Raw genomic sequence first — 24678 nt, 5'->3', positions numbered from 1 at the left:
GTTGTTAAAAGGAGCTGGAACAAAATGACCTCAACTAATCAAATTCCTCGAGATGAAGGCTTGGACCTGAGTCTTTCATTATTGTCAGAAGGCTATCAATTCATTCCGAATAGGGTACGCAGATTTAATTCCGATATTTTCCAAACTAGATTGATGGGTCAGAAAGTGATCTGTATAAGTGGTAAGGAAGCGGGAGAGGTTTTTTATGATCCAGAACGATTTCAAAGAAAGGGTGCAGCTCCAAACAGAATTCGTGAATCATTGTTTGGAGAGGCTGGTGTACAGGGACTGGATGGAAGTGCACATCAACATCGCAAGGATCTATTCATGTCACTCATGACACCACAGAGCCTGAGCGTATTAAATGATTTGACCATTGAACAATGGGAGATGGCTATTGATAAGTGGGAAAAGATGGACAAGGTCATCCTTTTTGAAGAAGCGGAATTGATCATGTGCCAGGTAGCCTGTCACTTTGCAGGAGTTCCATTATGGGCGAAGGAGTTAACACGGCGTACAAAGGACTTTTCGGCGATGATTGATGCATTTGGAGCAGCTGGTCCGAGACACTGGCAAGGAAGACTTGCACGTAACCGATCCGAAAGATGGATTGAATATGTCATTACAAAGTTTCGAACAGGGAAAATGTCTGCAGATGAAAATACAGCTTTATACAAAATTGCATGGCATGAGGATTTAAACGGAAAATTACTGAGTGTTAAAACTGCTGCTGTTGAGCTTCTTAATATATTGCGGCCGATAGTAGCAATTGGCAGGTATATAACATTTGGAGCTCTTGCTTTGCATCAACATCCTGAAACACATGGAAAGCTGCAGCCAGATGCTGATAATTATGTTCAAATGTTTGTTCAGGAGGTTCGCCGATTTTATCCATTTGGGCCATTTTTGGGTGCAAGGGTACGTCGGAATTTTACATGGAAAGAGCATAATTTTAAAAAAGGAACACTGGTGCTGCTTGATATTTACGGAACAAATCATAGCCCGAAGTTATGGGAAAACCCAGATTCATTTTGGCCTGAGCGGTTTCATGATTGGAAAGGGAGTCCATTTGATTTTATTCCACAGGGTGGTGGCGATTACCATAAAGGACATCGCTGTGCGGGTGAGTGGATAACTATTGAAGCGATGAAAACAAGCCTTGAATATTTAACAAAACATATGGAATATGAAGTACCTGAACAGAATTTGAGTTATAGCATGGTAAGAATGCCATCCATACCGAAAAGCAGGTTTGTTATAAAAAATGTACGGAGGAAATAATGAAATCCACGATCAAAATTGATTGTGGATTTTTTGGCAGTTAGGAAAGTATATAATACTTCCCTACTGCATAAGTGCAACTAAGGCATTTGCCCAAAGGCTTGGCAAACGCCAAGTTTTCTAAACTTCATCTAAGCTTGTCGTCGAATACTGTAAAATATGAGAAAAAAACGTAAGTGACAGTCACCCAAAAAACAAGTAAAATAATAAGGGAGGAGGATAACATAATTTATGAACAGTTTTAGAAAGAAATGTGCCATAATTTCGGAACATCCATTATTTATGAATGTGATTATCGGTTTAATAATAATTAATGCGATTTTAGTAGGGTTAGAAACCTATTCTTTTTTTGCTGAAAATTTCTCCAAGTGGATCTACATAGCTGATCAGGTTTTGCTTTGGATATTTACAGTAGAGATTATTATTAGATTATTAGGAAGCAAATCAATAGGAGCCTTTTTCAAAGATCCTTGGAGTATATTTGATTTTATTATCGTTGCAAGCGGTCATCTATTAGTAGGGTCTTATTATGTGACTGTCCTGAGGATTCTCAGAGTTCTCCGTGTGCTACGTGCGATTTCTATTATTCCATCACTAAAGAAAATAGTGAATGCCCTATTATTAACGATCCCATCGATGGGAACCATTCTATTATTACTTGGATTGTTCTTTTATGTGTATGGTGTAATAGGAACTATGATGTTCCAATCAATTGCTCCTGAATATTTTGGAACCCTGCATGATTCGTTACTATCTCTTTTTCAAGTAATAACTTTGGAGTCATGGGCCAGTGGTGTAATGAGACCGATTTTAGCAGAGGCTCCTTCCTCCTGGTGGTATTTTGTTACCTTCATTCTAATAGGCTCATTTGTTATTGTTAACTTATTTGTTGGTGTCATCGTTAACAATGTGGAAGAGGCAAACCGTGAAGAAACACCATCTCCAACCGATATTAAGTTAGCCGAAGTGCAGCAGGAATTGCAGGCTATTAAAAAAATATTGGAAAATAAAGCAGAATAAAAACTGCCTCAGGAAGCTAAATTCCTTTTGAGGCAGTTTTTCTGTGAAATTGGCATTACAAATATATCTGCCCAACTTCATAAACTTCTTTAATCCATTAACTCCGAAATAATTTCAAATGACCTTAACCGGGCTTTCTGATCAAAGATCTGTGCACTAATTATCATTTCATCAGCTTGAGTTTCCTCTTGGAACTTTTCAAGTCCTCGTTTAACCGTATCAGGGCTTCCGATAATCGTTGTACGTGGATCGAGTGTATCTTTAAGTGCATCAAGCTCTGGTGGTGACCATAGATCACTGAGGTTATCTACAGGTGGCTGAAGCTTTATTGCATTTCCCCTGCGTATGTTCAAAAACTGTTGTTTTAAAGATGTAGCTAAATATTGTGCCTGTTCATCAGTATCAGCTGCTATTACATTGATTCCAACCATGGCATAGGGCTTTTCAAGTTCCTTTGAAGCTTTAAAATTATCCCTGTAAAGTTTTAATGCCGGGACGGTGTATGCAGGTGCAAAATGACTGGCAAAAGAGAAAGACAATCCCTTCTGTGCTGCAAGTCTTGCACTGAAGTCACTTGATCCAAGCAGCCAAATTGGGATATCAAGTCCCTGTCCGGGAACTGCTTTCACACGTGATACTGGTTCATCTGAAAAATAATCCTGCAGTTCATTTACCTGATTTGGAAAATCTTCTACACTCATATTTAATGTTCTGCGCAAGGCGTAAGCCGTCGCCTGATCACTTCCTGGTGCCCTACCCAAACCAAGATCTATTCTACCAGGGAAGAGGGATTCCAGTGTGCCAAATTGCTCGGCAATTACAAGTGTTGCGTGGTTTGGCAGCATAACCCCACCTGCACCAATTCGCATATGGTTTGTCTTACTTGCAATATGTCCCATAATAACCGAAGTTGCAGAACTGGCAATGCCAGGCATATTATGATGTTCGGCCAGCCAATACCGGTGAAATCCTAATCTTTCAACATGCTGAGCAAGCTCTACACTATCTTTAAATGACTCACTCGGATTGCTTCCTTCATTTATAGGGGCAAGATCCAGTACAGATAATGGAATATTATTGAACTTTTTTTCTTTATGGGATGTCAAAATGCTTCACTCCTCGGAAATATTTGCTTAGTAAGAAATGATACGGTTTTTAGATAGGCTCGTCCAATGATTAGCTTGGGAGAGTAAGAAAGGCTTTTAAAAAATAAACACAGAATTTTAAAAATAAGCTTGATAAAACATGAGTGTTGAGGTACTATATAAATATGTTCTCAATAAGGAACAACCATTTCTTAAAAGAAACAAATATTTTATCTGTCTGCTGCATATCTTTTGCCTAGGGCTCTTTTCGTATCATTTGGGACTGCACTTCGTTCGCGCCCCCGGCTTCAGCCTCTGGCAAACTGGATTAAGTATGACTATGAAATTGGGAGGTTATATCTAATGTATGAGGTTGTCCAAACAAAACGCCAGCAAAAACAGTTCGAAAATACATGGGAGTACTTTTGTGAAATATATAGATGGGAAAATGATCCATATGCAGAGATGGGATAAGATATAATCTGCTATTACATAGAAAAGGCTTTTATAAAAGGAAAAAAGTAATTGGAACCATTGAATTTATACCATATAATTCGAAAAACCCCAACAGTACTGTAGAGGGGAGATTTCAATTCTCTAGGTACAATGAAATTCGCTTACATCAAAAGCAAATTTGGGAAATAGATAAAGTGTGTATTCATAAGGATTATCAGCGCCAGGGATATTTCCAAATCTTTTCACATATTTTATATGATCATATAAATAAAAATGGGTCTAAATATTACGTTGCATTGATTGAAAAGAAATTTTACCGAATGCTCCGTTTCATGCTCGGTTCTGGGGTGGAACAAAAAGGGAAAGCACTGATTGGGCCAACGACTGCACTTATTCCAACTATATTAAATATTAATAAAATAATGGAAGATGAAGTAAAAGTAAAAAGATTATTGCAGAATATTTAAATTATCTATTGACATGTTCTTTATAAAGAACTAAACTGTATAATAACAAAGTAATTTCCGATACAAATTAATAGAAAATGAGTAAAGGATTTTTTTTGCCTTAATTGTTCTTTATAAAGAATAAATTCATGAAGTCTGAATACAGATAATTAAATACTTAAATAAAGGTGGTCCTTATGGGTAAAGATAACCAGCAGCAATTTTTTGAAAAAAATCATGTAAAAGAAATTAATTTAAAAGATTTTTTTGATGTCATTAAAAGACGTTTTTGGATCATAATTGTTGTTACAATCTTTGCAATGGTTGGTGCACATTATTATAGCGGCCTTAATAATACAACACCACTTTATCAGACTTCAACGAGAATTGTTGTAGGCTCAGAAGGGGAGTCCATGAGTACTCTGATGGTTATGATTAAAGATCCAATAATTTTGAATCGGGTCATCGAAGAATTGCAGTTATCAAAATCAGCGAGTGGGATTGCAGGTCAAATAGAAGTTCAGAGGCTGGAAGAATCCCAAGTGATAATGATCTCAGTAACGGATAGTGATCCAGCGCTGGCAGCTGCAATTGCCAATACAACTGCCAGCGTCTATAAAACGGAGATTGCAAACATATTAGATTTTAAGGAAGTTCAATTACTGTCAGCGGCTGTGGAAAATCCATATCCAATCAATGGGGGTAATCAAAATAAACTGCTGCTTATTGGAGGGGTTTTTGGACTTATCACCGGAATTGGTCTTGTCTTCCTGTTGGACTCTTTGGATGGAAAGATTAGAAAAGAGAGTGAATTGGAAGAGATTTTAGGTGTTCCGGTTCTCGGGGTAGTTTCAAACATGAATAGGAAAAAGTTAGCGGTTAAAAAAAGTAAACAAAAAGATGTTGAGTTAAGGGGTGAAACTGTTGACCTTAAATAAAAAAAGTCATGGGCATGCCTTGAAAAAAAGACATCTTGTCACCTATTCCAATCCCGATTCCATCATTTCTGATCAATTTCGAACAATACGAACGAATATTACATTTTTAACTGCGGAGAATCAAAATAAAGTTATCCTAGTAACTTCACCAGGCAAAAGGGAAGGAAAATCAACGACCACTGCCAATTTAGCAGTATCGATGGCTGGACAAAAGGAAAGAGTATTGTTAATTGACGCCAGCATAAGGGAACCGGCGATTCACCGTATATTTAAAGTGCAAAATGAAACAGGTTTAACAGATGTACTCACATATAAAGCGACACTTGAAGAAGTGATTTGCAAACCGGGAATTGGAAAATTGGATATTTTACCTAGTGGTTCAACATCATCGCATAATCCTGCAGAGCTTTTAGGCAGTGATACGATGGAAAATCTGTTAACTGAAGTGACGAAAGAATATGACATTGTCCTCATTGATTCGCCGACTGTATTGAAATCCACGGAAACACGGGTACTGGCAAATCAATGTGATGGAGTAGTTTTAGTTGTAAGCCGTGGAAAAACAAGCATAGAAAAAGCAGTGGAAGCAAGAAAAATACTGGCGCTCTCCAAATCAAAACTAGTTGGAACAATTATGAATGAAAAGTAAGAAAAAATTTTAGCTTAAATGTTCGTTATTAAGAATTTAATAATTTTGGTGATGCCTACTTGCCGTTATCGATGCAGGCACTCGGTCATGCTGTGGGTTCTAATTAAACCTTAGACGCTTGTCGTCGATAGTGTGGTGTGAGGATGGGTTGGATGCCCATGTAATTTACATAATAATGCAATCTACAATAAATTTACCCTTCAGGAAAGGAGGAAGTAAATGACCTATAAACAAAGACTGTCCCTGTTTTTTATCGTTGATTCTTCTATTGTTCTAACTGCTATTTTCATCAGCAGTTTTCTCGTTCATGCGACAATTTATGTTTTCAATTTGCCGCTACTGTTAAGCTCCATAACCATTCTGCTATGTCACCATCTTTTTGCAGTCAGATATAAGTTATATAAAAAAGCATGGGAATATGCAAGCGTTAGCGAACTTTTAATAATTTTTAAAGTGGTATCATTCTCTATTCTTTGTGCAGCAGTTCTCCAGTTGCTGGCATTAAATGAAATACAATATCGATTGCTTGCTGTGACCGGGATGCTTCATATGTTTTTAATAGGGGGTTCACGATTTGTTTGGAGGATGTACCGTGATTCCATCATGAATAATTCCAAAAATAAAATACGAACATTAATTGTCGGTGCTGGGTCGGCAGGAGCAATGGTTGCAAGGCAAACATTAAAAAATAATGAAGGAAATCTTTTACCCGTTGCCTTTATCGATGATGATGTGAAAAAACACCAGCTCGATATTTTAGGACTCCCTGTACAGGGTGGGGTAAAGGATATTGAAAAGGTAGTGAAGGAGTTTAACATAGATAATATTATTATTTCCATTCCCTCCCTAAGTAAAAAGGAATTAAACACGATATTTCAGGAATGTGCAAAGACAAAGGCCGAGACAAAAATACTGCCATTATTGGAGGATTTAATAACAGGGAAAATTTCAGTGAGTCAATTTCGTGATGTTCAGGTTGAAGATCTCCTTGGCAGAGACCCAATTGATATGGATATAGAAAGCATCGCAGATTATATTAGCCGAAAAACAGTACTTGTAACAGGGGCAGGCGGCTCTATAGGTTCTGAAATATCACGGCAAATCTCCCAATTTAATCCGAGGCAGCTAATTCTACTAGGACATGGTGAGAACAGTATCTATACGATTGAAATGGAATTGAAAGAAAGATTCAGTCATAGACCAATCGAATTGATTACAGAAATAGCTGATGTCAAGGATGAAAAGAAAATGATGATAATCATGAATAAATATAATCCCGATGTTGTTTATCATGCAGCAGCACATAAACATGTGCCATTAATGGAAAAGAATCCGGAAGAAGCAGTCAAAAATAATATTATTGGAACAATGAATGTCGCAAAAGCTGCCAGCTGGAACAATGTGAAAACATTTGTCATGGTTTCAACTGATAAAGCCGTTAATCCAACAAGTGTGATGGGGGCATCAAAAAGGCTTGCAGAAATGGTTGTTCAGGATATGAATAACCATAGTAATACAAAGTTTGTTGCCGTTCGATTTGGTAATGTGTTAGGAAGTCGTGGCAGTGTGATTCCATTATTTAAAAAACAAATTGAAAAGGGTGGACCTGTTACGGTAACCCATCCGGATATGGTTCGCTATTTCATGACCATACCGGAAGCTTCGAGGCTGGTGATTCAAGCAGGTGCATTAGCAAATGGTGGGGAAATTTTTGTTCTGGACATGGGTGATCCAGTAAAAATTGTAGATCTTGCAAAAAACCTAATAAAACTATCCGGCTATTCTCTTGACGAAATTGAACTGGAATTTACCGGAATCAGACCAGGAGAAAAGCTTTTTGAAGAATTACTAAAGGAAAATGAAATTCATGAAAAGCAGGTTTACCCGAAAATATATGTTGGAAAAACAACAGCAAATCTATATTTAGAGGACATTAATAGGATTATAGCCAGCTATAACAATTATGACAGAGAATTACTCAGACAGGAATTACTAAACCTGGCTAACTATGATCCGGTCAGAGAAGCCGAATCAGTTATATCCATTTAAATAAAAACTATTTTCGCATAGATTGGGACTGCACACTTCTCTTCCCACCAAAAGATTTGTTGTTATTCGGCATCATAGATGTAAAAGCCGACGTATGCGCTTGATTATTTTCCGCTGCGGACCGTTGCTTTCCGCGGGCACGGCTTCAGCCTCCTCGAGAAACCCACTCTGCGGGGTCTTCAGACACGTGCTGGGACTGCGATTACTCGCCCCACCGAAAACCTTTGTTCCCGCAGGAGTCAACGGTCCTCCGCTCCAAACAACCATCATAAAAGTAGATGCAATTGTTGATTTAATCAAGTGTTAAATCACTTTTGAAGTTGACAAGCACAATACCAGCGGAAGAAATATACGAAGACTCCTGCGGGAGGAAAGGCATCGGTGAGACCCCGGAGTGCGTAGCACGAGGAGGCTCACCAGCCGCCCGCGGAAAGCGAAGTATATTTCTGGAGCGATGATTACGCACCTTTCATCATCTCTAGTTACGTCGCACTTTATAGAAACTATGGCAGTTAAAAAAACAATAGTATTTTGTGGGGTGAACGAAGTGCAGTCCCAAAGTTTACAAAAAGAATCTAAAGAAAAGAGGCGTATATAAATGAAGGTCAGAAAGGCGATTATTCCGGCTGCTGGTTTAGGAACAAGATTTCTTCCAGCCACAAAGGCAATGCCAAAAGAGATGCTGCCAATTGTTGATAAGCCAACAATTCAATACATTGTTGAAGAAGCAATTGAATCAGGCATAGAGGATATTATTATTGTAACAGGCAAAGGAAAAAGAGCGATTGAAGATCATTTTGATCATTCCTTTGAATTGGAAAAAAATCTGCTTGATAAAGGGAAATTCGATCTGCTAAGTGAAGTTCAAAAGTCCTCCAAAATGGTGGATATTCACTATATCCGGCAAAAAGAACCAAAAGGGTTAGGTCATGCAATTTGGTGTGCTCGTAAATTTATCGGTGATGAGCCTTTTGCAGTGTTGCTCGGGGACGATGTTGTTCAAGCAGAAACTCCATGTCTAAAGCAAATGATCAATCAATATGACCGCTATAAAGCTTCTATCCTTGGGGTGCAGGCCGTAAAGGAAGAAGATGTATCACGCTATGGCATTGTGGGCTGCAGCGAGATAGAAAACCGCCTTCACAATGTCCAGTATTTAATCGAAAAGCCAAAACAGGAGGAAGCTCCTTCCAATTTGGCTATTCTGGGAAGATATATTTTAAGTCCGAAAATATTTGATATTTTGAGCACATTAAAGCCAGGTGCCGGTGACGAAATACAATTAACAGATGCGATCGCTGAATTAAACAAACTTGAAGCTGTTTATGCATATGATTTTGAAGGCAAGCGCTATGATGTTGGGGAAAAGATGGGGTTTATTCAGACTATCATTGAATTTGCAATCCAACGAGAGGATTTAAGAAGAGATTTATTGGATTATCTATCATCTGTAGTAGAAGCGGAATTAACGAAAACGGAGGGGGGATAGAATGTCTGGGAGAATATTGTACTGTGCAACTGTTGATTATCACTTTAAGGCTTTCCATCTACCCTATATGAAATGGTTTAAAGAGCAGGGATGGATTGTTGATGTTGCAGCATCAGGCGAAATTGATTTGCCCTATACAGATAATAAATACAATATTCCCATTCAGCGCTCTCCTTTTCATAGCTCTAACCTTAAGGCTTATAAACAATTAAAAGCGATAATTGATCAAAATGATTATTCTATTATCCACTGCCACACACCACTCGGAGGAGTTCTGGCAAGACTTGCTGCAAGAGAGGCAAGGAAAAATGAAACAAAGGTTCTTTATACAGCACATGGATTTCATTTTTGTAAAGGAGCACCACTTAAGAACTGGTGCATTTATTATCCAATTGAAAAATACTTATCACGACATACAGACAGTTTAATTACGATTAATAAAGAAGATTATAAATTGGTTGTAAATCACAGATTTAAAGCAGGGCGAATTGAACAGGTTCATGGTGTCGGGGTTGATACAGAACGATTTAAAGTAATCGAACCAACTAAAAAACTGGAACTGAAAAAGTCATTTGGCTATAAAGCTGATGACTTTTTATTATTTTATGCAGCTGAATTTAATAAAAATAAGAATCAGCAGTTCCTTATACAGTCATTGGCACTGATAAAAGATGAAGTACCACATGCAAAGCTGCTGCTTGCTGGTGAAGGTATTTTATTGGAAGACTGCAAAGATCTTGCTGAACGTCTTGGAATTAGTCATAGGATTGAATTTATGGGATTTCGAAAAGACATAGATCAAATCCTGCCAATGTGTGACATAGCCGTAGCATCAAGCTTTAGAGAAGGCTTGCCTGTTAATATCATGGAAGCAATGGCATGTGAACTTCCGGTTTTGGCAGTAGATAACAGGGGGCATCGGGAGCTCATTTCCAATAATAAAAATGGCTGGCTATTGAATGAGTGGGATACGGGTGATTTTTCCAAAAAGATAAAAGTTCTTTCTGAATCAGGGGCACTAAGAAAACAATTTGGCTTAAAAGGAAGAGAAATGATTCTGGATAAATTCAGTATAAACAAAGTGATGGCTGCAAAAAGCCGTATATACAAATCCCATATGGAAGGAAGAGGTGAGAAAATTTGGGCAGTCCATTAAGGGTTTTGCATGTTGTTGTCAATATGAATCGTGGTGGTGCTGAAACCCTCATTATGAATCTTTATCGAAATATGGACAGAACAAAAGTCCAATTTGACTTCCTGACATATAAAGAGGGAGCTTTTGATGCAGAAATAAAAGCACTAGGTGGGAAGGTTCATCGGATCCCATATATAACAGAAGCTGGCCATAGAGGATTTATACGAGGATTGAGAAACTTCCTTAGGTCAAATCCGGATTATAAAATCATTCATTCCCATATGGATAAGATGAGCGGATTTGTTCTCAGGGCAGCGAGGAAAGAAAATGTCCCGATAAGAATTGCTCATAGTCATAACACAGAAAGTGAGGGTAACTTTCTTGCAAGAACCTATAAATGGTATGCAGGCAGTCAAGTTCAAGCATATGCGACACATTATTATGCCTGTTCAAAGGCTGCAGCCAATTGGTTATTTAAAAACAAGGCCCGGAAAGCATTCATTCTAAAAAATGGAATTGAGACAAATCTATTTCAATATTGCCAGGAAACCCGCAAGTCGATAAGAAGTGAATTGAAAATTAATGAGGATACATTGGTTTTAGGTCATGTTGGCAGATTCTCACCTCAAAAAAATCATTTATTTTTATTGGATATTTTTGCAGAAGTAAATAAGAAACTACCAGATTCCGTTTTAGTATTAGCAGGAGATGGTCCTTTAAAAACAGAGCTTAAGGAAAAGGTCACAGCATTAAAATTGGATAAAAAGGTAAGATTCCTTGGGATTCGGGAGGATATTCATAAATTGCTTCAAGCTTTCGATTTATTTGTTTTCCCTTCTTTCCATGAAGGGCTGCCAGTCACCTTAATTGAAGCACAGGGTTCAGGTCTTTCCTGTTTCATTTCCGATACGATTACTAATGAAGTTGATATGAAAGTGGGATTGATTAAGCATCTTCCTCTAGCAAATAAAGAAAAATGGATTAAACAAATAACTGATTTTAATAAAAATAAACAAACCAGGAAAATTAATCAACAAGCATTAAACAACCAAGGCTATGATATTAGAAAAACGGCAGAGCTGACACAAACATCCTATTTATCATTAGGAGAGAAGGCTGTATGAAAAAGCTGACGATATTCACGCCGACTTATAATAGGGCATATTGTCTCCATCATTGCTATGAGAGTCTGAAACGGCAAACAAGTAAAGACTTTATTTGGCTAATCATTGACGATGGATCAACGGACGAAACGGAAGAATTGGTTAAAAAGTGGATGGATGAAAATAGTATCCTTATAAACTATCATTGGCAAAAAAACCAGGGAATGCATGGTGCTCATAATACGGCATATGAGCAAATCGATACAGAATTAAATATTTGTATTGATTCCGATGATTATATGCCTGATAATTCAGTGGAAAAGATTCTTTCATTTTGGGAGAAATATGGAAGTGATCAAGTCAGTGGCATCATTGGGCTTGATGCTGATAGTGATAATCAAATAATCGGAACGTTCCTGCCAGCAAAATTAAAATACTCTACCCTGTTTGACCTTTATAATAAACATGGTGTAACAGGCGATAAAAAATTAGTGTACCGAACAGAATTAACGAAGAAATACCCATATCCACTATTTGAGAATGAAAGATATGTTGGGCTGGCTTATAAATATTACATGCTCGATAAGGATTATGAAATGCTGTTGATGAATGAGGTTTTATGCTGTGTGGAATATCTTCCTGATGGGTCTTCACTCAACATGCTAAATCAATATCGGAAAAATCCAAGAGGGTTCTCATTCTATCGTAAGGAACTGATGAAACTACCGTTTACAAGCGCCTCATTTAAATTTAGGCAAGCCATACACTATGTTTCAAGTAGTTTACTCAGCAAAAATCGAACTTTTTTACAGGAAACACCAAATAAAGGTCTTACGATTCCAGCTTTACCATTAGGTTTTCTATTGTATCTATACGTTAGGTCTAAAACAAGGGAAGTTAGACTTTAACTTTCATAGAGCCTGAAAGGATATATAATATGACTTTACTATGGATGAATCTTGCCATCGTTTTTAGTTTTGCAATTTTTGCAAGGTATTTTACACCAACACTGGCGTCGGGAATACCCTTTTCCATAAGACCCCATAAGCTATTGATATTTGGATCTCTACTCGTCCTGGTACTTATCTCAGGACTTCGATCAAATATTGGGGACACGTTTAACTATATTAATATTTTTGAAGAAAATGACTTTACTTGGGAGTATGTTTTATCCGAGAAAGATATTGGCTTTGGTATCCTGCAAATGTTTTTAAAAAATTATATTTCTCAGGATCCGCAAGTCATGATCTTTACTACAGCCTTGATCACGAATTTAATTATTATTTTAGTGTTGTATAACTATTCCAGATTGATTGAGCTTAGTTTGTATGTATATATCACAGGTGGTTTATTTTTAGTATCGATGAATGGAATCAGACAGGTGCTTGCAGCTGCAATTACCTTTGCAGCAATTAAATATTTAATAAATGGTAGTTTTATAAAATACGCAATCATCATTGTTTTAGCATCTTTCTTTCACCAAAGTGCGCTTATATTACTTCCTATATATTTTTTGGTAAGGTTTAAAGCCTGGTCAAAGGCAACTGTCGCATTAGTAATGCTATCCGTCGTGGCTGTCATTGGATATGAACAATTTTCTTCTCTTTTATTTACGGCATTGGAAGACACGCAATATGCTGCCTATGATAGTTTTGCCGAGGGCGGAGCGAATATTCTAAGGGTAGCGGTTGAAGGAGCACCGATTATCTTTGCGTACTTAGGAAGAGAGAAGTTGAAACAGATATTTCCAAATAGTGATTTTATTGTAAACATGGCTTTAATTGGATTTGTTTTCATGGTAATTGCAACACAACAATGGATCTTTGCAAGGATATCCATCTATTTCCAATTATATCAATTAATTCTTATAGCATGGATTCCTAAGCTATTTAGAGAAAAGGATCAGAAGTTGATATATTTTGGAATCTTAATTTGTTATTTTGCTTATTACTATTACGAAAGTGTTATTAGCTTGAACATCGTATATCGAAGTGATTTCTTAATTTGGTAACGGAAGGAGGAAAACATCATGGCTGTTCTTGTAACAGGTGGGGCTGGGTATATTGGGAGTCATACCTGTATAGAGCTCTTAAATGAAGGTTATAAGGTTATTGTTTTGGATAACTTTTCAAATAGTAATCCAGAGTCGTTAAATAGGGTGGCTGGGATTACGGGAAAACAGTTGAAGATATATGATGCTGATCTGCTGGATAAGAAAAAGGTTACGGAAATTTTTGCTGAAAATAAGATTGAAGCAGTAATTCATCTGGCAGGACTAAAGGCAGTTGGTGAATCTGTTTCACTCCCACTAAAGTATTTTCAAAACAACATTGCCGGTACGATTATTCTATGTGAGGTGATGCAGCAATATGGAGTGAAGAATCTCGTATTTAGTTCTTCTGCAACTGTGTACGGAACGACAGAGAAAGTACCTATCGATGAGGAAGCGATTCTCGGGGCAGTTAATCCATATGGTCGCACAAAGCTGGTAATTGAAGAAATACTTAGGGATGTTTCTTTTTCTGATCAAACCTGGAGTATTGCTTTATTGCGATACTTTAATCCAATTGGTGCACATCAAAGCGGCTATATTGGTGAAGATCCAAATGGTATACCTAACAACCTCATGCCCTATATTTCACAGGTGGCGGTTGGAAAAAGAGATCAGCTTACAATATTTGGAGATGACTATCTGACGGAGGATGGAACAGGAGTAAGGGATTATATTCATGTTGTCGATTTGGCTTTAGGTCATTTGAAAGCATTGGAAAGGGTTCTATCCACAAAGGGTGTTGATGCCTACAACCTGGGAACCGGCAAAGGCTATAGTGTGCTGGAAATGGTAAGGGCATTTGAAAAAGCCTCCGGTAAAACAGTTCCATACACGGTTGCGAGCAGGCGTTTAGGAGATGCTGGTATATGTTATGCAAATCCCCAGAAAGCAAAGGAGAAACTTGGCTGGCAGGCCAAAAGAGGGATCGACGTAATGTGTGAAGACGCGTGGCGTTGGCAACGAAATAATCCGAATGGATATGAGAGGATTTCCAGAATAATAGCGTTAAACAATCAACCGGTGCATGATGCAGCGGTTTTTTTGACCGATAGGAAAGCATAACTTTTAGACAATCAGTATAAGCGAACTTTTCTAAAATTCCTTAGGGAGTGATAAACAGATGAAACGAGTCATGGATCTTTTCATTTCTTTGATTTTAATTATGTTATTTTCTCCATTGATTGTTTATGTTGCGGTAATGATCAGATTGAAAATGGGAACTCCCATTTTATTTAAACAGCAACGTCCGGGTCTTGATAGTAAGCCATTTCACCTTTATAAATTTCGAACGATGACGAATAAAACGGATAAAGGAGGAAATATATTATCTGATGAAGTCCGTCTAACCCCCTTAGGAGCATTTCTTAGAAAATACAGCATGGATGAATTTCCGCAGCTGATCAATGTTTTAAAAGGTGAAATGAGTCTGGTTGGCCCGAGACCATTACTAATGGAATATTTGCCGCTTTATAACAAGGAACAGCGCCAGCGTCAAAATGTAAAACCGGGTATTACAGGATGGGCACAGGTGAATGGAAGAAATGCAATCACCTGGCAGGAGAAGTTCAAATTGGATACATGGTATGTGAAAAATCAGCGTATTCGATTAGATTGCAAGATCCTGTTCATGACTGTTTTGAAAGTCCTGAAAAAAGAAGGAATCAGCCACAAGGGTACTGTAACGATGGAAAAATTTAATGGCAATCAAAGGGCGCTGTAGGATGAGTGTAGTTATTTTAGGAGATGGCGGCCATAGCAGGGTCATACAGGAAATGATTTTTTGTGGTGGATTATATGAGGTAACTGCTGTATTGGATGATAAATATGATCATCGATTTCAGGAAAAAGGGATGATTCATGCCCCAATTTCCTACCTGGTAAAGCTCTTTCGCCATGATACCAAAGTGGTTGTGGCAATAGGCAGTAATGAAATCAGAAGAAAGATTGTTCAAAGCTTAAATTTACTGCCAAAACATTATTTAACTGTTGTTCATCCGACAGCCGTTGTGAGTAGATCAGCGAAGATAGGAAATGGAACGGTGATTATGCCCAATGCTGTAATCAACGCCAATGCCAATGTTGGGAATCATTGTATTATCAACACGGGTGGTGTGGTAGAACACGATAATAGAGTTGGTGATTATTCTCATATTTCTCCAAATGGCACGTTGGCAGGGAATGTAACCACAGGAGAAGGCGTACATGTTGGGTCTTCCGCCACAGTTATTCCCGGAAAGCATCTGGGTAGCTGGTCGGTAATCGGAGCAGGCTCCACAGTTATTGAGCATATACCGGCATACAGCAAAGCAGTAGGAAGTCCAACAAGAATAATCGAAAGAATCCTAGTGAAAAAAGAATAGAAATATGTGTTCAATGTGTTCAAATCCCATTAAGAAGGCGGTGTTTTTTTGACAAAACCTAGAATCAACCTATCCCTGGCCCATATGACCGGAAAAGAGAACCAGTATATCAATGAAGCATTTGAAACAAATTGGGTTGCTCCTGTAGGGCCAAATGTGGATGCATTCGAAGAGGAATTTGCCAAGGCGGTAGGTGTAAAAGCTGCTGTGGCTGTCAGCTCAGGAACAGCGGCAATTCATTTGGCTCTTTCCTTATTGGATATATCAAAAGGAGATAAGGTGTTTTGTTCGACGCTTACATTTGTTGCAAGTGCCAATCCGGTTTTGTACCAGGGAGCAGAACCTGTTTTTATTGATTCAGAGCCGGATTCGTGGAATATGTCACCAGCGGCATTAAAAAGAGCCATGCAGGAAGCTGCTATAAAGGAGAAACTGCCAAAAGCGGTTATCGTTGTTAATCTATATGGCCAAAGCTCGAAAATGGATGAAATATTAAAAATCTGTGACCTTTATGGTGTACCAATTATAGAGGATGCAGCTGAATCTCTTGGAACAACTTACAAAGGAAAGGCAAGTGGTACATTAGGCAGGTTTGGTATTTACTCCTTTAATGGGAATAAAATCATCACAACATCCGGTGGTGGAATGCTTGTATCTGATGATGTTGAGGCAATCAATCAAGCGCGCTTTCTGGCAAGTCAGGCACGTGACCCGTCCCCACATTATCAGCATAGTGTCACAGGCTATAATTACCGGCTAAGCAATCTTTTGGCAGGGGTTGGCAGAACACAATTACAGGTGCTTGATGACCGGGTTAGGACCAAAAGAAGATTATTCGATCTCTATACCCATGCATTATCAGACATTCCAGGTGTTAATTTTATGCCGGAATTAAAGGATACAAGGTCAAATCGCTGGCTTACGACATTAACTGTTGATGAGACAAAAACAGGAGTATCTGTAAAACAATTGCTGGAAGCATTTCAAAAAGAAAATATAGAAGCACGTCATGTGTGGAAACCCCTTCATATGCAGCCGCTTTTCCGTGGAGCAAGCTACTATCCACACAGGGAAAATGAACATGTTGCAAAGCAGTTATTTGCTGAAGGGATATGTCTCCCTTCAGGATCAGGCTTAACTGGAGAAGAACAGCTGCGTGTAATTAAATGTTTAAGGGATGCGCTAAATAGAACCATCAGTAATAGGAGTTATTTGATATTAGGAAAACAAGAGGTATAAAAAATGATAGGAAAAAATATCCAGACTATCCGAAAAAGAAAAGGTCTTACTTTATCTGAATGTGCTGAACGGGCAAATATATCCAAATCTTATTTAAGTAATATAGAACGAAGCAAAAACCAAAATCCCTCGATCCAAATCATAGAAAAGATAGCAAATGTGCTGGAAGTGGATCTTCGCTCAATTGTTGGTATTAAGCCCGGTGGCCAGCAAATGCTGGAAAGTGAATGGATGGATTTTGTGAAAGATTTAAAAAAATCAGGAGTTGAAAAAGGTCAGCTTCAGGAATATAAAACAGTTATTGAATTTGCAAGATGGCAAAAGGAGAAGAATGATTCCAGTTAGATATAACAAGGAGGAGAAAATGGAGAATTTTAAGCCAATCAAGGTTCTTCATGTTGTTGGGGCAATGAACAGAGCAGGAACAGAGACAATGCTAATGAATATTTATAGAAATATTGATCATGAAAAGATACAGTTTGATTTTATTTCCTATGGTAAGGAAGAAGCTGATTATGATCAGGAAATAAAAAAAATGGGCGGTAAGGTTATCAAGCTACCGAAAACGACATCACTTAGAGCACTGTATCGTGTCATGAAAGAATATGGCCCATATCATGCGGTTCATTCCCACACCTTATTTCATTCAGGAATTGCAAATACCGCGGCTCTTCTTGCTGGAGTGAAAATCAGAATTGCACATGCGCACACTACTTTAGACAATAGCGACAGTTTTACCAGAAAAGCTTATATCAGATTCATGCGACTGATCATCAATAGCTTTTCAACCGATTTATTAGCATGCAGTAATGGGGCAGGCAGCTATCTATTTGGAGAAAAAGCATTAAATCGAATAAATTACTCCTATTTCCCAAATGCAATTGATTATGAACAATTCCTACAAACTCCGGGAACAGATGTAAAGAGTTTTAAAGTTGAAGAGGGGCTTGGAAATAATATTGTTATTGGTCATGTCGGCAGGTTTATCGAAGCGAAAAATCATTCATTTCTATTGGAAATCATGAAAAGCATGATCAAAAAAGACGCTTCAGTTAAATTGTTGCTGGTAGGTGATGGAGATCTAAGAAAACAAATCGAGGAAAAGGCAAAAAATGAAGGAATTCATGAAAATATCAGGTTTACTGGGATAAGAAGTAATATAGCCACAGCAATGCAAAGTATGGATGTATTTGTTTTCCCGTCTTTGTATGAGGGGCTTGGGCTGGTTTTACTGGAGGCTCAAGCAAGTGGCGTACCGTGTGTCGTATCTGAAGCGATACAGCCTGAAGCGGATATAAATATCGGTTTAGTGACGAAGCTTTCATTGGCTGATGGGGCCGATATTTGGGCAGATAAAATATTGGAAGTGGCTGCTAAAAGGGAAAGAAATATTACTAAAATTATTGATGGCTTTGAACAGAGCGGATACTCGCTGAGAAGCGGAATTTTAGCTTTAATGAATATCTATCAAACCAACACGGGAGGGACATATGAAAGAACTACTAATCGCCTCCTATGATATGGAAATTGGAGGAGTGGAAAGAAGCTTAATCAGCATGCTTGACCATTTTGATTATAAAAATTACAAGGTTGATTTAATGCTATATAAGCATCAGGGAGAGTTCATGAACCTGCTTCCAAACAAAATTACTTTATTGGAAGAAGTCGACCAGTATACGACATTTAGAAAGTCAATCAGAGAAATAATCAAGGATAAACATTATTCCATCGCTTTATCGAGAATCCTATCCAAAGTAAACGCTGATATGAAAGGCAGAATAAAAGGAGTGGAGGAGCCAGGGTATTATCAGCTGCAATTGATGTGGAAGTATGCCCTGCCATTTCTCCCTAAGCTGGAAAAAAAATATGACACAGCGGTCAGTTATTTATGGCCACATTATTTTGTAGCAGAAAAGGTGAATGCAAGGAAGAAAATAGCCTGGATCCATACAGATTATTCAACAGTGGATACAGACATAAATATGGATTTGAAAATGTGGAGGAAATTCGATGATATTATCGCTGTATCAGATGCATGCAGACAGTCCTTTCTAAACAAGTATAGTGAACTGGAGAACAAAGTAAGGGTCATTGAAAATATTTCCTCACCGAATTTTATAATAAAACTGGCTGATGAAGAAGTGAATAATCCAATGAACCATGATCAGCGGTTCAAATTGATTACTGTGGCCAGATTATCACATGCAAAAGGCATTGATTATGCTGTGAAGGCGTTAAAGCTGTTAAAAAATAAAGGCTATAAAAATATTTCCTGGTATGTGGTTGGGTATGGCGGAGAGGAAGAAAAGCTCAGAAGATTAATAGCTGAAAACGATCTGACAGAGAGTTTTATCCTACTTGGCAAAAAAACGAACCCTTATCCATTTATGAAAGCAGCGGATCTTTATGTTCAGCCATCAAGATATGAAGGAAAAGCTGTGACAGTTGGAGAAGCACAGATTCTTTCCAAGCCTGTTTTGATTACCAATTACCCTACTGCCCAGAGTCAGGTGAAAGATGGTTTTGATGGTGCTATCTGTGACCTTTCCATTGCTGGTATTGCGAGTGGTATAGAAAAACTGTTCAAGGATTCTGAGGGTAGAAAGCAATTGGCAGAAAACTGCAGAAACACAGACTATCAAAATCAGCAGGAACTTAAGAAGTTATATCAATTGGCTTAGGAAGGGGGGACACTATATGTTTCAAAAGGGAAAAGTCAGCGTTGTTGTTCCTATTTACAAAGTAGAGAAATATATTCATAGATGTGTAGACAGTATTTTAAATCAAACCTATAAAAATATCGAAGTTATTCTAGTGGACGATGGTTCACCGGATCATTGTGGGAAAATTGCCGACCAGTACCGGGATAAAGACGATCGGATAAAGGTGATCCATAAAGAAAACGGCGGACTTTCTGATGCGAGAAATCATGGCATGAAGCAGGTTACAGGAGAATATACGATGTTTGCAGACAGTGATGACTGGCTGAAGGAAAATGCGATTGAATTAATGCTTCATTATAGTTTAAGATACCAAGCTGATGTTGTTCAATCAGCTTTTTATTATGCTTATGAAGATAAGCTTCTGATTGACAACAGATATATTGATGCAAATGATGAACCACTCGAGCTGGATAATCAAATATTGATGTATGAATTGGTTAAAAATGAAAAAGTGAAGAACTTCGCCTGGGGGAAACTATATAAGACAGAATTGATCAAAGAAATTCCATTTAAAAAAGGAGTATTATTTGAAGATGTATTCTGGGCACATCAGGTGATGCACAATGTAAAAAACTTTTTATTGATGCATCAGCCACTGTACTACTATTTCCAAAGGGATGACAGTATTGTTGCGACTTATTCTCCGAGAAACCTGGATATAATCAAGGGACTTAAGGTAAGACATCAATTCATCGAGAAAAACTATGAAAGACTTATAGATGCGTCATATATAGCTATTTTAAAAATGTGCCTGATTCATTATAACCTATTGTTTATGAACAGAAAGAAAGATAAAAACGGGATATATCGAAAGGAAATACAGTCATACATACAAACTAATTACACAAAGCTTAAAAATGCGGTTAAGTATGATAAACAGTTAAACACGCAATTATACTTATTTTCTTTACACCCTTATTTTAATATTGCCTTCCTGGGCTTGAGAAGAGGGTTAAGGTCAATCAGGGTTTTGTCCCACCCACCTGGGCTTGAGCAAGTAGAAGTGAATTTGAAAAAGGAGGTGTTAGCGGAGTGAAGATCGATCGTATGAAGCAGCTGATCGCCTTAGCTATTATTTATTTTTGCAGGTGCCTTCCAATTAAGAAAAACAAATTATTCATGTTCAGCTATTATGGCAGTAACTATGGATGCAATCCGAAATATATCACTGAATATTTGGTGACTCATTATCCCAAAGGCCGATTTGACGTGGTGTGGGCTTTCAATGATCCTAATTCCAAACATCTCCCCACACCTATCAGAAAAGTAAAGACAATGTCCTTTAGATACTTCTATGAGCTATGTACAGCCAAAGTCGTTATTACAAATTATCGAACAACCGAATTGTTTGTTAAACGGAAAAACCAGTATTACATCCAGACCTGGCACAGCTCACTACGTCTAAAACAAATCGAGAAGGATGCCGAGGATGTACTGCCTGATTCTTATGTGCAAATGGCCAGGAAAGATTCTATGAAGTGTGATCTATTACTTTCCGGATGTAAATACAGTACCAACATATTCAAAAGATCTTTTTGGTTTGATGGTGAAATTTTTGAGCAAGGTATTCCCAGGAATGATATGTTAATCCAGCATAAATCAGACGATATGGGAGAGATCAAGAGGAAACTTAATATCCCTAAAGACAAAAAAATTTTATTATATGCTCCAACATTTAGAAAGCATAATAATTTGGAAGTTTATGATTTAGATTGGACACAGCTATTAAATAGACTGAAAAATAAATTTGGCAGTGAATGGGTCATTTTGGTTAAGTTGCACCCACATCTGATTTCGAAATCCAGTCAGCTAATAAATGGAAATCAACATGTTAAAGACGTTACTTCCTATGAGGATATCCAGGAATTGCTGTTCACTGCAGATGTTTTAATATCTGATTATTCATCCCTGATGTTTGATTTTTCAATAACCAAGCGTCCATGCTTCCTGTATGTTCCTGACATTCATGAATATACAAAGCAAGACAGAAAGCTTTATTTCGATATCACAGATCTTCCTTTCATTAGTGCAACAAGTAACAGCGATTTGTTCGATAAAATAGGCAATTTTCATAATAGAAATTATCAGGATAATCTGGCGAAATTCCTAAACAGAGTTGGTTCCTATGAAGAGGGAAGAGCGAGTGAACACTTACTGAAACGAATTGAAGCTGTTTGCTTTAATGACAAAAGGAGTGAAATGTATGAAGCAGTATAAAGTAGGCTATACAACTGGGGTTTTTGATTTATTCCATGTTGGTCACTTGAACATTTTAAAAAAGGCAAAAGAACAATGTGATTACCTCATTGTAGGGGTCAGCACAGATGAATTGGTAATGAAATATAAACAGAAAAGACCGGTCATTCCATACGAAGAACGAAAAGCCATTGTAGAAGGAATAAAATATGTAGACCAGGCAGTACCCCAAATAAATCGAGAAAAATTTGTTGCATGGGAGCATTTGCTTTTTAACGTCATGTTTGTTGGTGACGATTGGAAAGGAAATGCTCTTTTTGATGAACTGGAAATCAAGTTTAATCATGTAGGTGTTGATATTGTTTATTTTCCGTATACAAAAGGAGTGTCGTCGACGATTGTGAAAGATAAAGTGGGAAATTTACTAGATGAGTTTTCAGTGGAGGAAGTGAGATGATCAATACTGGTCTGATATCAATTATCGTTCCTGTTTATAACGTGGAAATGTATTTAGAGAAATGTTTGTTAAGTATCTGTAATCAAACTAAAAAAGAATTGGAAATTCTATTGATTAATGACGGTTCAACCGATAATAGTCCTTCAATTTGTGAGGAATTTGCAAAAAAAGATCCACGAATAGTCGTTATTCATCAATCCTCACAAGGAGTTAGTGCAGCTAGAAATACAGGAATTAAAAATGCCACCGGAGAATTGGTAGGATTTGTAGATAGTGATGACTGGATTCTTCCGGATATGTTTGAGAACTTAGAGAATATTTTAGAGGAGAATAACTGTGATATCTCAATTTGCGGGTATGCTCGTCAGTTTGGAGATGAAGTAACAGACATAAGAGAAAATAACCATTTCCTTACACTCCCACAAGAGGAATCGCTACGAGAGTTATTTCGTGGAAAAATATACAGATTTGCATTATGGAATAAACTTTACCGTCGCCATTGCTTTGACAATATCACTTTTCCACTAGGTAGAATCCATGAAGATTTAGCTGTATCGTATAAGTTGTTCTTAAAAGCGAATCGCATCGTTAATACTTCAAAAACAGGATATATTTATCGGACACGTGAAGAAAGCATTCTTACAACAAAGTTTCATAAAGGGAGGATTGACAGTTACAAAGCATGGGACGAAATTATTAGTACTATTAGCAAGGTATATCCTCAATTAATGGATGAAGTTTGGTTGCGGTTTGTCTGGTGGTCTTTAGATAATGTTCAAACAATCTTAAATCAAATATCAGATAAGGAAGAAGCAAATGAACAATTTGCTTGGATTAGCCGAGAAGTGAGGAAGCACTTTCATAAAATCCCAAAACTAAAACAGCTGTCTTGGAAAGTGAAGTTGCAGTTGCTGATGATAAATTATCAATATTACATTTCGGCAAAGAACAAAAAAATATTGAAGGGACAGCCCACTTAATAATTGGAGGTACACTATGCCAAAAGTAAGTATTATCGCATTAATTTATAATTTAGAAGCTTACATGCCGCTGTGTATCAATTCTGTGTTAGAACAGACATTTAAAGATTTTGAACTAATACTTGTTAACGATGGATCTACTGATAATAGTGGTCGTATTTGTGAGGAATATGCAAAAAAAGATAAAAGAATATCGGTTGTACATAAAAGCAATGCTGGTATAGCAGCTGCACGTAATACAGGCATTTCTTATGCTTCTGGCAAATATATTACTTTTATCGATTGTGATGATTACTTTCATGAACAAATGGTAGAAATTCTTTATAAAGAAATTGTTTCTGCTGAGGCAGACATTGCGATGTGTGACTTTTCTCCGACAGATGAAGGTAAAGAGATTCAAAGGAAAAATGCGCTTCCAGACTATTCAGTGACTAGCTATACACAGAAGCGGGGTTTACATGGATTGTATGAAAAAAACCTTACGTATGTTGTACCTTGGAATAAAATATACAGAAAAAAACTTTTTGCGGACATCGAATATCCAAGTGGATACTTATATGATGATGAATTTACAGCCCACAAATTGCTTTATGAAGCGAATAAAATTGTATACGTTCAAGTTCCACTCTATTTTTATATCATTCGTAATGGAAGTACTACCCATTCCCCAATGACAGAAAAAAAGTTTGATAAGGTACTAGCATTGCATGATAGGGCAAAGTTTTTTAGGGAAAAGAAACTGCGAGAGCTGGAAAATAAAGCGTTATTGGATTTTACAGAGTATTTCTTCTGGTATTATTTACAGTCAAAAATTGAGCTACCGGAAGCAGATGACAGACGCACTGAAATAAAAAACAAATATAATCAGTTGTTTTTTAGAATAATTAAAAACCCTGAGACTAATAAAAAGAAAAAAGTTGTTTTCAGTGTATTTCGTTTTAGTCCTTTTATTCACAAACTACTAATAACAGGTTGGAAGAATAAAAAGCAGCCTGTTGAATATTGATGATCAGTATTAT

23 protein-coding genes and 1 pseudogene are annotated in these 24678 nt (G+C 37.4%); 23 read left to right on the top strand and 1 reads right to left on the bottom strand.

The window, feature by feature from the left end; all coding sequences use genetic code 11:
* Positions 1–24: 24 nt before the first annotated feature.
* Entirely contained in the window at positions 25–1281 is a 1257-nt protein-coding gene (cypC, locus tag CIL05_RS02600) for a CYP152 family fatty-acid peroxygenase CypC (protein ID WP_095653935.1), read from the top strand.
* 231 nt (positions 1282–1512) lie between these two features.
* Complete coding sequence (locus CIL05_RS02595; protein WP_095653934.1) at positions 1513–2301, top strand: ion transporter; 789 nt, start codon at positions 1513–1515, stop codon at positions 2299–2301.
* An 89-nt stretch (positions 2302–2390) separates the two neighbouring features.
* Here the strand turns inward: CIL05_RS02595 and CIL05_RS02590 are convergent, their stop codons facing one another.
* Positions 2391–3407, bottom strand: coding sequence for an LLM class flavin-dependent oxidoreductase (locus tag CIL05_RS02590; protein ID WP_206207733.1), 1017 nt, complete (start codon positions 3405–3407; stop codon positions 2391–2393).
* 629 nt (positions 3408–4036) lie between these two features.
* Between CIL05_RS02590 and CIL05_RS02585 the strand changes: the two genes are divergently transcribed.
* The 21 genes and pseudogenes from CIL05_RS02585 to CIL05_RS02475 all read left to right on the top strand — a co-directional run bounded on the left by CIL05_RS02585 (position 4037) and on the right by CIL05_RS02475 (position 24665).
* Complete coding sequence (locus tag CIL05_RS02585) at positions 4037–4309, top strand: hypothetical protein (RefSeq protein ID WP_095653932.1); 273 nt, start codon at positions 4037–4039, stop codon at positions 4307–4309.
* Between the two features lie 176 nt (positions 4310–4485).
* Positions 4486–5226 (top strand): YveK family protein, encoded by a 741-nt coding sequence (locus CIL05_RS02580; RefSeq protein ID WP_095653931.1) that lies wholly within the window; start codon positions 4486–4488, stop codon positions 5224–5226.
* On the top strand, positions 5204–5875 hold the full coding sequence (locus CIL05_RS02575; RefSeq protein WP_240510082.1) for a CpsD/CapB family tyrosine-protein kinase: 672 nt from the start codon (positions 5204–5206) through the stop codon (positions 5873–5875). Before CIL05_RS02580 ends, CIL05_RS02575 begins: the two co-directional genes overlap by 23 nt.
* 219 nt (positions 5876–6094) lie before the next feature.
* The gene (locus tag CIL05_RS02570; protein ID WP_095653929.1) at positions 6095–7924 is read left to right on the top strand and encodes a polysaccharide biosynthesis protein; all 1830 of its coding nucleotides are present in this window, start codon (positions 6095–6097) and stop codon (positions 7922–7924) included.
* 598 nt (positions 7925–8522) lie between these two features.
* A complete protein-coding gene (gene galU, locus CIL05_RS02555; RefSeq protein WP_095653927.1) occupies positions 8523–9413 on the top strand; it encodes a UTP--glucose-1-phosphate uridylyltransferase GalU in 891 nt (296 codons plus the stop codon).
* 1 nt (position 9414) lies between these two features.
* Positions 9415–10569 (top strand): glycosyltransferase family 4 protein, encoded by a 1155-nt coding sequence (locus CIL05_RS02550; RefSeq protein WP_095653926.1) that lies wholly within the window; start codon positions 9415–9417, stop codon positions 10567–10569.
* Positions 10554–11672 carry a glycosyltransferase family 1 protein gene (locus CIL05_RS02545; protein ID WP_095653925.1) on the top strand — a complete coding sequence of 373 codons (1119 nt, stop codon included), beginning with the start codon at positions 10554–10556 and terminating at the stop codon, positions 11670–11672. The genes CIL05_RS02550 and CIL05_RS02545 overlap by 16 nt, the downstream gene beginning before the upstream one ends.
* The gene (locus CIL05_RS02540; RefSeq protein ID WP_095653924.1) at positions 11669–12559 is read left to right on the top strand and encodes a glycosyltransferase family 2 protein; all 891 of its coding nucleotides are present in this window, start codon (positions 11669–11671) and stop codon (positions 12557–12559) included. The genes CIL05_RS02545 and CIL05_RS02540 overlap by 4 nt, the downstream gene beginning before the upstream one ends.
* A gap of 29 nt (positions 12560–12588) precedes the next feature.
* On the top strand, positions 12589–13662 hold the full coding sequence (locus CIL05_RS02535) for an EpsG family protein (RefSeq protein WP_095653923.1): 1074 nt from the start codon (positions 12589–12591) through the stop codon (positions 13660–13662).
* A gap of 18 nt (positions 13663–13680) precedes the next feature.
* A pseudogene (galE, locus tag CIL05_RS02530) lies at positions 13681–14688 on the top strand (UDP-glucose 4-epimerase GalE); the annotation flags it as partial.
* A gap of 136 nt (positions 14689–14824) precedes the next feature.
* Positions 14825–15424, top strand: a complete 600-nt coding sequence (locus CIL05_RS02525) for a sugar transferase (protein WP_095653921.1) — start codon at positions 14825–14827, stop codon at positions 15422–15424.
* 1 nt (position 15425) lies between these two features.
* Positions 15426–16064, top strand: coding sequence for an acetyltransferase (locus tag CIL05_RS02520; protein ID WP_095653920.1), 639 nt, complete (start codon positions 15426–15428; stop codon positions 16062–16064).
* An 84-nt stretch (positions 16065–16148) separates the two neighbouring features.
* Positions 16149–17303, top strand: a complete 1155-nt coding sequence (locus CIL05_RS02515) for a DegT/DnrJ/EryC1/StrS family aminotransferase (protein ID WP_095654061.1) — start codon at positions 16149–16151, stop codon at positions 17301–17303.
* A 3-nt stretch (positions 17304–17306) separates the two neighbouring features.
* A complete protein-coding gene (locus tag CIL05_RS02510) occupies positions 17307–17648 on the top strand; it encodes a helix-turn-helix domain-containing protein (RefSeq protein WP_095653919.1) in 342 nt (113 codons plus the stop codon).
* A 19-nt stretch (positions 17649–17667) separates the two neighbouring features.
* Positions 17668–18822 (top strand): glycosyltransferase family 1 protein, encoded by a 1155-nt coding sequence (locus CIL05_RS02505; protein WP_095653918.1) that lies wholly within the window; start codon positions 17668–17670, stop codon positions 18820–18822.
* On the top strand, positions 18794–19984 hold the full coding sequence (locus CIL05_RS02500; protein ID WP_095653917.1) for a glycosyltransferase: 1191 nt from the start codon (positions 18794–18796) through the stop codon (positions 19982–19984). The genes CIL05_RS02505 and CIL05_RS02500 overlap by 29 nt, the downstream gene beginning before the upstream one ends.
* Positions 19985–20000: 16 nt before the next feature.
* Positions 20001–21062: a glycosyltransferase family 2 protein gene (locus CIL05_RS02495; RefSeq protein ID WP_095653916.1), complete on the top strand. Its 1062-nt coding sequence runs from the start codon at positions 20001–20003 to the stop codon at positions 21060–21062.
* The gene (locus CIL05_RS02490; RefSeq protein ID WP_240510081.1) at positions 21059–22243 is read left to right on the top strand and encodes a CDP-glycerol glycerophosphotransferase family protein; all 1185 of its coding nucleotides are present in this window, start codon (positions 21059–21061) and stop codon (positions 22241–22243) included. Before CIL05_RS02495 ends, CIL05_RS02490 begins: the two co-directional genes overlap by 4 nt.
* Positions 22230–22679 carry an FAD synthase family protein gene (locus tag CIL05_RS02485; protein ID WP_095653915.1) on the top strand — a complete coding sequence of 150 codons (450 nt, stop codon included), beginning with the start codon at positions 22230–22232 and terminating at the stop codon, positions 22677–22679. The genes CIL05_RS02490 and CIL05_RS02485 overlap by 14 nt, the downstream gene beginning before the upstream one ends.
* Positions 22676–23659 (top strand): glycosyltransferase family 2 protein, encoded by a 984-nt coding sequence (locus CIL05_RS02480; RefSeq protein WP_095653914.1) that lies wholly within the window; start codon positions 22676–22678, stop codon positions 23657–23659. Before CIL05_RS02485 ends, CIL05_RS02480 begins: the two co-directional genes overlap by 4 nt.
* A 16-nt stretch (positions 23660–23675) precedes the next feature.
* Positions 23676–24665: a glycosyltransferase family 2 protein gene (locus CIL05_RS02475; protein ID WP_095653913.1), complete on the top strand. Its 990-nt coding sequence runs from the start codon at positions 23676–23678 to the stop codon at positions 24663–24665.
* The last annotated feature ends 13 nt before the right edge of the window (positions 24666–24678 follow it).

Origin of the sequence: Virgibacillus profundi (assembly GCF_002287375.1) — a bacterium.
GTDB lineage: Bacteria > Bacillota > Bacilli > Bacillales > Amphibacillaceae > Virgibacillus_K > Virgibacillus_K profundi.
This window is presented reverse-complemented; position numbering and strand designations above follow the sequence as displayed.

Coding starts and splice junctions, on each gene's coding strand:
- CIL05_RS02570 (WP_095653929.1), top strand. CDS start 6,095: ATGACCTATAAACAAAGACTGTCCCTGTTTTTTATCGTTGATTCTTCT.
- CIL05_RS02535 (WP_095653923.1), top strand. CDS start 12,589: ATGACTTTACTATGGATGAATCTTGCCATCGTTTTTAGTTTTGCAATT.
- CIL05_RS02510 (WP_095653919.1), top strand. CDS start 17,307: ATGATAGGAAAAAATATCCAGACTATCCGAAAAAGAAAAGGTCTTACT.
- CIL05_RS02505 (WP_095653918.1), top strand. CDS start 17,668: ATGGAGAATTTTAAGCCAATCAAGGTTCTTCATGTTGTTGGGGCAATG.
- CIL05_RS02595 (WP_095653934.1), top strand. CDS start 1,513: ATGAACAGTTTTAGAAAGAAATGTGCCATAATTTCGGAACATCCATTA.
- CIL05_RS02515 (WP_095654061.1), top strand. CDS start 16,149: ATGACCGGAAAAGAGAACCAGTATATCAATGAAGCATTTGAAACAAAT.
- CIL05_RS02525 (WP_095653921.1), top strand. CDS start 14,825: ATGAAACGAGTCATGGATCTTTTCATTTCTTTGATTTTAATTATGTTA.
- CIL05_RS02520 (WP_095653920.1), top strand. CDS start 15,426: ATGAGTGTAGTTATTTTAGGAGATGGCGGCCATAGCAGGGTCATACAG.
- CIL05_RS02485 (WP_095653915.1), top strand. CDS start 22,230: ATGAAGCAGTATAAAGTAGGCTATACAACTGGGGTTTTTGATTTATTC.
- CIL05_RS02540 (WP_095653924.1), top strand. CDS start 11,669: ATGAAAAAGCTGACGATATTCACGCCGACTTATAATAGGGCATATTGT.
- CIL05_RS02475 (WP_095653913.1), top strand. CDS start 23,676: ATGCCAAAAGTAAGTATTATCGCATTAATTTATAATTTAGAAGCTTAC.
- CIL05_RS02580 (WP_095653931.1), top strand. CDS start 4,486: ATGGGTAAAGATAACCAGCAGCAATTTTTTGAAAAAAATCATGTAAAA.
- CIL05_RS02500 (WP_095653917.1), top strand. CDS start 18,794: ATGAAAGAACTACTAATCGCCTCCTATGATATGGAAATTGGAGGAGTG.
- cypC (WP_095653935.1), top strand. CDS start 25: ATGACCTCAACTAATCAAATTCCTCGAGATGAAGGCTTGGACCTGAGT.
- galU (WP_095653927.1), top strand. CDS start 8,523: ATGAAGGTCAGAAAGGCGATTATTCCGGCTGCTGGTTTAGGAACAAGA.
- CIL05_RS02495 (WP_095653916.1), top strand. CDS start 20,001: ATGTTTCAAAAGGGAAAAGTCAGCGTTGTTGTTCCTATTTACAAAGTA.
- CIL05_RS02550 (WP_095653926.1), top strand. CDS start 9,415: ATGTCTGGGAGAATATTGTACTGTGCAACTGTTGATTATCACTTTAAG.
- CIL05_RS02480 (WP_095653914.1), top strand. CDS start 22,676: ATGATCAATACTGGTCTGATATCAATTATCGTTCCTGTTTATAACGTG.